6 protein-coding genes are annotated in these 6,024 nt (G+C 69.9%); 2 read left to right on the top strand and 4 right to left on the bottom strand.

Going from position 1 to position 6,024, the window contains the following annotated elements:
* A partial coding sequence (locus AC067J_RS39825) for a hypothetical protein (protein ID WP_478307686.1) occupies positions 1-199 on the bottom strand: 199 nt, incomplete at its 3' end.
* Positions 200-573: 374 nt separating this feature from the next.
* On the opposite strand from AC067J_RS39825, the gene AC067J_RS39820 reads away from it, so the two are divergent.
* Positions 574-2,958, top strand: a complete 2,385-nt coding sequence (locus AC067J_RS39820; RefSeq protein WP_478307685.1) for a helicase associated domain-containing protein — start codon at positions 574-576, stop codon at positions 2,956-2,958.
* On the top strand, positions 2,955-3,767 hold the full coding sequence (locus AC067J_RS39815) for a hypothetical protein (protein ID WP_478307684.1): 813 nt from the start codon (positions 2,955-2,957) through the stop codon (positions 3,765-3,767). Before AC067J_RS39820 ends, AC067J_RS39815 begins: the two co-directional genes overlap by 4 nt.
* A 61-nt stretch (positions 3,768-3,828) precedes the next feature.
* On the opposite strand, the gene AC067J_RS39810 is transcribed toward AC067J_RS39815, so the two are convergent.
* From AC067J_RS39810 to AC067J_RS39800, 3 genes are all read right to left on the bottom strand, one after another.
* Entirely contained in the window at positions 3,829-4,044 is a 216-nt protein-coding gene (locus AC067J_RS39810) for a hypothetical protein (protein ID WP_478307683.1), read from the bottom strand.
* A 181-nt stretch (positions 4,045-4,225) separates the two neighbouring features.
* On the bottom strand, positions 4,226-4,768 hold the full coding sequence (locus tag AC067J_RS39805) for a flavoprotein (RefSeq protein WP_478307682.1): 543 nt from the start codon (positions 4,766-4,768) through the stop codon (positions 4,226-4,228).
* Entirely contained in the window at positions 4,765-6,003 is a 1,239-nt protein-coding gene (locus tag AC067J_RS39800; protein WP_478307681.1) for a helix-turn-helix domain-containing protein, read from the bottom strand. The genes AC067J_RS39805 and AC067J_RS39800 overlap by 4 nt, the downstream gene beginning before the upstream one ends.
* Positions 6,004-6,024: the final 21 nt, after the last annotated feature.

The raw sequence follows: 6,024 nt of genomic DNA, 5'->3' as shown, positions 1-6,024 counted from the left end.
CCCGCGGAGCGGGATATGCCCCGGCAAGCCGGGTCATAGTGAATGAATTGCGCAAGCGCAATTCGAATTCTGGCGCAAGCGCCGGAATTAAATTCCGTAAACGGAATTTAAGAAGGGAATGCAAATTCGCGCAAGCGCTCATTGCGGGCACCCGCGCAAGCGCGGTCGCCTGGGCTGGCAACAAGGGGAGGTGCATCACGCGGGGGTCTGTGTAGGGCTTGGGGTTCCTGGCTACCACCCCCGCAACGGATGTGACGGGCTGTCGGCTCGATCGGATGCCGGCCTCACCGCAGTGACGGGTTCCGCTGCGCTCCACCCTGACCACTTCCCCACCCTCGAAACCGCCCGGTCAAGCTCACCAATACCCCACCAGCATACAGGACAACCGGCCGCTTCGGGGTAAGATTCGGCCATGTATCACCCTGGGGGTGAAAGTTGGCGTGCGGGTGATGCATCACGGGTCGCGCCTGTGTAGTGTTTGGGTCCAGACACCACAACCCCGGGCCACACCATCGCGCCGGGACCTTCCATTCTGATTACGCGCGACATTCCGCGAAAAGGAGAACACGGGAAATGGCCGTGAAGTTGCGTGACCACCAGATCGAAGCCGTTGCCGCCATCGTGCGGGGCTTCGATATCCCGCCGGGCGGTATCCCCGTGAATGGCCTTCGCGGGCAGGTGCACGCCGCGTGTGGCACGGGAAAGACCATCATTGCGGCGACGTCGGCAAAGCGCATGGTGCCCAAGGGCCGCATTCTCGTTCTGGTGCCGACGCTGGACCTTCTGACCCAGACGGTGCAGGCGTGGCGCGAGGCTGGGCACGCGGGGCCGGCGGTTGCGGTGTGCAGCCTGACCGATGACCCGGAGCTGTGGAACCTCAAGGTGCGCTCCACCACGAATCCCGTGCAGTTGGCGCTGTGGCACAGCTCGGGGCCGGTCACCATCTTCGGGACGTACGCCTCGTTGGGAGTCCTGGCGGAGGCATTCGAGGGCGCCTACGGGCAGCAGCTGGCGCCGATGGACCTCACGGTGGTCGATGAGGCGCACAGGACCAGTGGCTCGATGGGTAAGGCGTGGGCCGACGTCCACAGCCAGGGCGTCATCCCGTCGCACCGCCGGCTGTACCTGACGGCCACGCCGCGGATCTGGGAGGAGCGGCTGAACCGCGAGGTCGCCGAAGGGACGCGTGACCCGCTGCCGCGCGAGATGGCGGCCTCCATGGATGACGAGAAGGTCTTCGGGCCGGTCCTCTACAAGCTCTCGTTGGCATCGGCCGTGTCGCGCAAGCTGCTCGCGCGGTACCAGATCATCGTCCTGGAGCTCCAGGACCCGGTCGTCACGCCCGAGCGGCTGATGGGCGAGGAGCGGCACAGCGAGAAGGTGCGCGGAGAGCGCCTGGGGGCGCTCCAGGCCGCGCTGCTGCACACGATGGAGCAGCACAACCTCAGCACCTGCATCACCTTCCACCACCGGACGATAGAGGCACAGGCGTACGCGGAGGGCCTGGAGCGCGTGGCGGCGAAGCTGCACGCCGACCAGCCGGAGAAGTACCCGGCGAAGATCTGGGCGGACTGGCTGTGCGGCGAGCACGTGCCCGAGCGCCGGCGGGGAGTCCTGGGCGGCTTCGGGTCCACCGCGCAGCGGGCGGTGCTCTCGAACTGCCGGGTCCTGGGCGAGGGCGTCGACATCCGCGCGGTGGACTCAGTGGCCCTCCTGGACCCCAAGGGCGCTCCGCACGACATCGTCCAGGCCATCGGCCGGGCGCTGCGTCAGAAGCCCGGACAGGGCAAGGTTGCCTCTTTGATCGTGCCGGTATTTCTCCAGCCTGGAGAAAAGCCGGAAGACATGTTCACCTCCGGATCGTATAAGCCCCTGGTGAAGGTATTGGAGGGTCTGCGCGCTCACGACGAAGAGGCAATCGAATTGCTCGCGATTCCGCAGGAGCCTCAGAAGGACGTCGTGCAGCCGTCCGAGTACATCGGTTCGCCGCCCGAGGAAGGCGAGGACGAATCCCGTCTGCTGCTTCGTTTTGCCGCTCCCCGTGACCCGGTGATGGTCGCGGACTGGATTTCCTTCAACGTGATCGACACGGAGCGCCAGGACTGGGGTCGCGGCTGGGCGGCGCTCAAGAAGTTCGCGGATCGTGAGCTGCACGCCCGGGTTCCGTACGGACACAAGGAGGGCGCGTACCCGCTCGGGCAGTGGGTCGCGGAGCAGCGACGGGCGTACGGGGCGGGGCAGATGACCGGCCTGCGCGCCCAGCGGCTGGAGAAGCTCGGCATGGTCTGGAGCCTGACGGACGAACGCTTCCAGGAGAACCTGGAGGCCGCCAAGGCGTACTACGACCAGCACTGGACGCTGTGCGCGCCCCGGTCCGCCACCATGCTGGACCGGCCCGTGGGGCAGTGGTTGTCGAACCTGCGGCGTGCCGGTGCGCTGGAGGGCCACCCCGAGTGGAAGACCGCGCTGGAGGCCGTGGATGAGCACTGGAACCCCGAGTGGCCGGCGGAGTGGCAGAGGCACTACGCGGCGCTGCGGGAGCTGCTGACCGACGAGGAGGACCACTCCGACGTCCTGCCCGGCTTCACCGTTCACGGCATGGACGTGGGCAAGTGGCTGGTGAAGCAGCGTCAGCACACGGTCTGGGCAGGGCTGATGGACGGGCAGCGCGAGCTCCTGGAGGCGGTCGGCGTCGTGCCGCTGCCCCCGGAGCAGGCGGAGCCCGCCAAGGCCGCCAAGAAGGCTGTGAGCGCCTTCGAGAAGGGCGTGGCGGCCCTGGCGCAGTACAAGGCCCGGGAAGGCTCTGTGAAGGTCCCCAGGGCCCACGTAGAGCGGCTGGAGGACGGGAGCGAGGTGAAGCTCGGGGTGTTCCTGTCCAACAGCAAGAGCCGCCGGGACAAGCTGACCGCCGACAAGCTCGCCGCGCTGGCCGGTCTCGGGCTGGAGTGGGCAGCATGAGCACCGAGCAGTCGGGCCCCGACGCGTACGGCCAGGAGCTGGCCCGCATCAGCCACCACCAGAGCGAGGCCATCGAGGCACGGTTCACGGTCTTCCAGGCCCTGGCCGCCGTGGGGATCGGACACGAGCAGGCCGACGACATCGTGTCGAAGCTGGAGGCCGGGGCGGTGGCCGGCGCCCACACCTGGATCTCCGAGAGCAGCGCCCCGCACGGGTCCGAGCCGCGGTTCGAGGACGGGTGGCACGCCGGAGTCCGAGACGTCGCCAGCTACCTGCTGCGCATCGCCGACACCACCGCCACCACGGGGCGGGGGCTCGCCGCGTCCAACGCCATGTTGGCCGCCCACCTCCAGCAGTCGGCCTCCCCCGCCCCGCAGGAGGCTCCGGCGGAGGAACCGGCCCCGGCCGTCGCGCTGGACGCAAAGGACGTCCTGGCGGCGGCGGAGCGGTTCTCGTGGGCCGTGGCCGCGCCGGGGGTGCGTCACTGGCCGGACGGCGGCGACTTCCTGGACGTCGCGCTGAGCGCGGTGCGCCCCGAGGAACGCGAGGGGTACATCGAGCGCCTGGAGGCGTTCGTGGAGCAGCACCGCGCCCGCCTGGAGGAGATGCTGCGCACGCACGGGCCGGGCAGCAGGCCCGCCTCGCACGGCCGGTACGCGCTGATCGGGCAGCCCGAGACCCTGGTCATCGTGGAGCGGATGGAGAGCGCCCCGTTCCTCCTGCGCGGCCAGTGGGAGAAGGAGCTGGAGACCGTCTTCCTGGACGACCTCGAGTTCGTGTGGGGGCCGCGCATCCGCCTCAGCCGGTGAGCGGCCGGGAACGAGCAGCGGGGCCGGGCAGGTGATCCTGTCCGGCCCCGCCGCTGTGTGGTCAGCCGAAGTCGAGCGTGTCCGGGGGCGGCGTCGACGGGGGCGGCGTGGGCGGGGCTTGGCCTTGCTGGGCGGCCTCCCAGCGTGCGATCAGCTCGTCCTTCCAGCCCGTCACCGGGGGCCAGGGGACGCCCCATTCGGCGAGTTGGGCACGCTTCCAGCCGCCCTTCTCCGTGCGGGCGGCGTAGATCTCTTCAGGGGATGGCAGTACAGGCATGTGGGATCAACGAATGGCAGGGCGTAGGTGTCACCCGCCCGGGTCGGTTCTGCCCTCGGGGTCAGCCGTATCGCGCCCCAGGGCCTACACGCACGCCAGTTTGATGCCGTGGCCCTGGAGGTCGTGGCATCGCACTGATGTGCGTGTAGGCCCTGGGATCTTGCGGTGTTCCCCTCGCGGGTCAGGCAGGGAGCGCGTCGATCGCGGCCTGCCACGGGTAGGCGTCGAGGTCACCGTGCTTGGGCTTGTGCGGCACGAATCCGCCCTCCCCGAGCAGCACGGTGACGCCCGCTTCGCGCAGGAAGGCGATGTGGCCGGCCACGGCGGGGTGCGCGGCCTGGGCATCGTTGAAGTGCGGCAGGGCGATGATCGGCAGGCCGAGGCCGATGCCCTCGGTGATCAGGCCGAGGGCGAGGGTGTCGCTGATCGCGCTGGCCCATTTCGCCAGCGTGTTGTTGGTGAGCGGGGCCACGAGGATCGCGTCCGGGGCGGGCAGGACATCCGGCTGCGAGGGCAGCTTGTACTGCCAGCGGACCGGATGCCCGGTCAGCTCCGTCAGGGCCTCGATCTCGCCTTCGGCGTCCTCACTCGCCCACCGGTACGCGGACGGCGTGAGGATCACGCACACGTCCCAGCCCGCCGCCTGGGCGGCGCGGACGGGTACGTGGAGGCGGCGGGCGGGCGGGGCGGCGCAGGCGATCAGGTACAGGGTGCGTGTGGTCACCGGGGCAGTCCACAACGATCAGCAAGTGCGCGCAAGCGGCTCTCGGCAGAGCCGGTGCCCAACAGGCGCAGATCTTCCACGAGTTGCTTGGTCCTTGGGCGGCACAGGACTTCCTCGGGTGCCTCTTCCTCCGCTTTGAGGAGCGTGCCGACTGCTTCGGTGCGCAGGCCGGCCTGCTTCTCGCCGATGGCGCGGTCGGTGAGCAGGTGGGCGCGGCGCTCGCGTGGGAGATCGGCGAGTGCGGCTCCAGGGATGTCGGCTGCGACGGCCACGGCGTCCGCGCCTTCGCTCAGCTGAACGTGGGCGGCGACCCGGTAGAGCTTGCAGTTGGTCGGGCCGAAGCTGGTCCACAGCTCGTTGCCGTCGAAGCCGAGGCGGTCGGCGTGTTCGTCGGCCTGGTCCAGGAAGCCGGGGACGGCACGGGCGAGGGCTGCGGGGCTGTGGTCGTCGGCTTCGGCTGCGGCGGCCTGCGCCATCGCGGCCTTGAGGAACAGCATGCCCAGCACGGAGAGTCCTTCGGGGCCGCGCTGGAGAAGGTCGGGCTCGAGGCGGCGGGCGGCGGCCGTGACGAACGCGACGGCGGCCGCGGCCTGGCCGTGGTTGGTCATCGCGTCCGCGAGGTGGCGGGCCGCGGACGCCATGATGACGACGTCTTCGGAGCGTTCGGCGGCGGCGACCGCACGGTGGCCGGCCACGACGGCGAGTTCAGTGTCGCCCCACTTGATGGCGGCGGCCTCGGTCAGCTCCAGCGCCAGCGACAGTTGCCGGTACGCCTCCAGCTGGTCGTCGCCCGCGTGGCGTTCGGCGGCCCGGGTCGCGTCCACGAGCAGCTTGGGGATTTGCACCCCGAGCTGGGCGAAGTGCCCGGACTGGAAGCCGGTCCGGGCCAGCCACAGATCGCGCTGCAAGGCGGCGACGGGGACCGGTTCGGCGGCGGAGTCGTCACACCGGCCGGTGATGACGTCGTGGCGTTGCAGGGCGCGGCGTACGGCGGCGATCTCGGAGTCGGCGGGACACAGCACCGCCGGATCGTGCAGCAGCCGCTCCAGCGTGATGCCCAGGCGTGCCGCGATCTCGGTGGCCACCGACAGGTTCGGGTCCGCCTGGCGCCGTCCGGCTTCCAGTTCCTCCACCCAGCGCACGGAGCGCTGCATCAGCGCGGCGAACTCCATCTGGGTGTGGCGCCGGCGGTCTCGCCAGTAGGCGACACGGCGGCCGAACTGGATACGGTCCATGAGGAGCTCCGGAGCGCGGAG

The organism is Kitasatospora sp. NPDC042419 (assembly GCF_056437345.1).
The sequence above is the reverse complement of the archived record's forward strand: the minus strand, read 5'-3'. Positions and strand labels throughout refer to the sequence as shown.

What these genes read in the sequence shown, in the direction of transcription:
- AC067J_RS39810 (WP_478307683.1), bottom strand. Translation starts at nt 4,044, where the DNA reads ATGCCTGTACTGCCATCCCCTGAAGAGATCTACGCCGCCCGCACGGAG.
- AC067J_RS39820 (WP_478307685.1), top strand. Translation starts at nt 574, where the DNA reads ATGGCCGTGAAGTTGCGTGACCACCAGATCGAAGCCGTTGCCGCCATC.
- AC067J_RS39815 (WP_478307684.1), top strand. Translation starts at nt 2,955, where the DNA reads ATGAGCACCGAGCAGTCGGGCCCCGACGCGTACGGCCAGGAGCTGGCC.
- AC067J_RS39800 (WP_478307681.1), bottom strand. Translation starts at nt 6,003, where the DNA reads ATGGACCGTATCCAGTTCGGCCGCCGTGTCGCCTACTGGCGAGACCGC.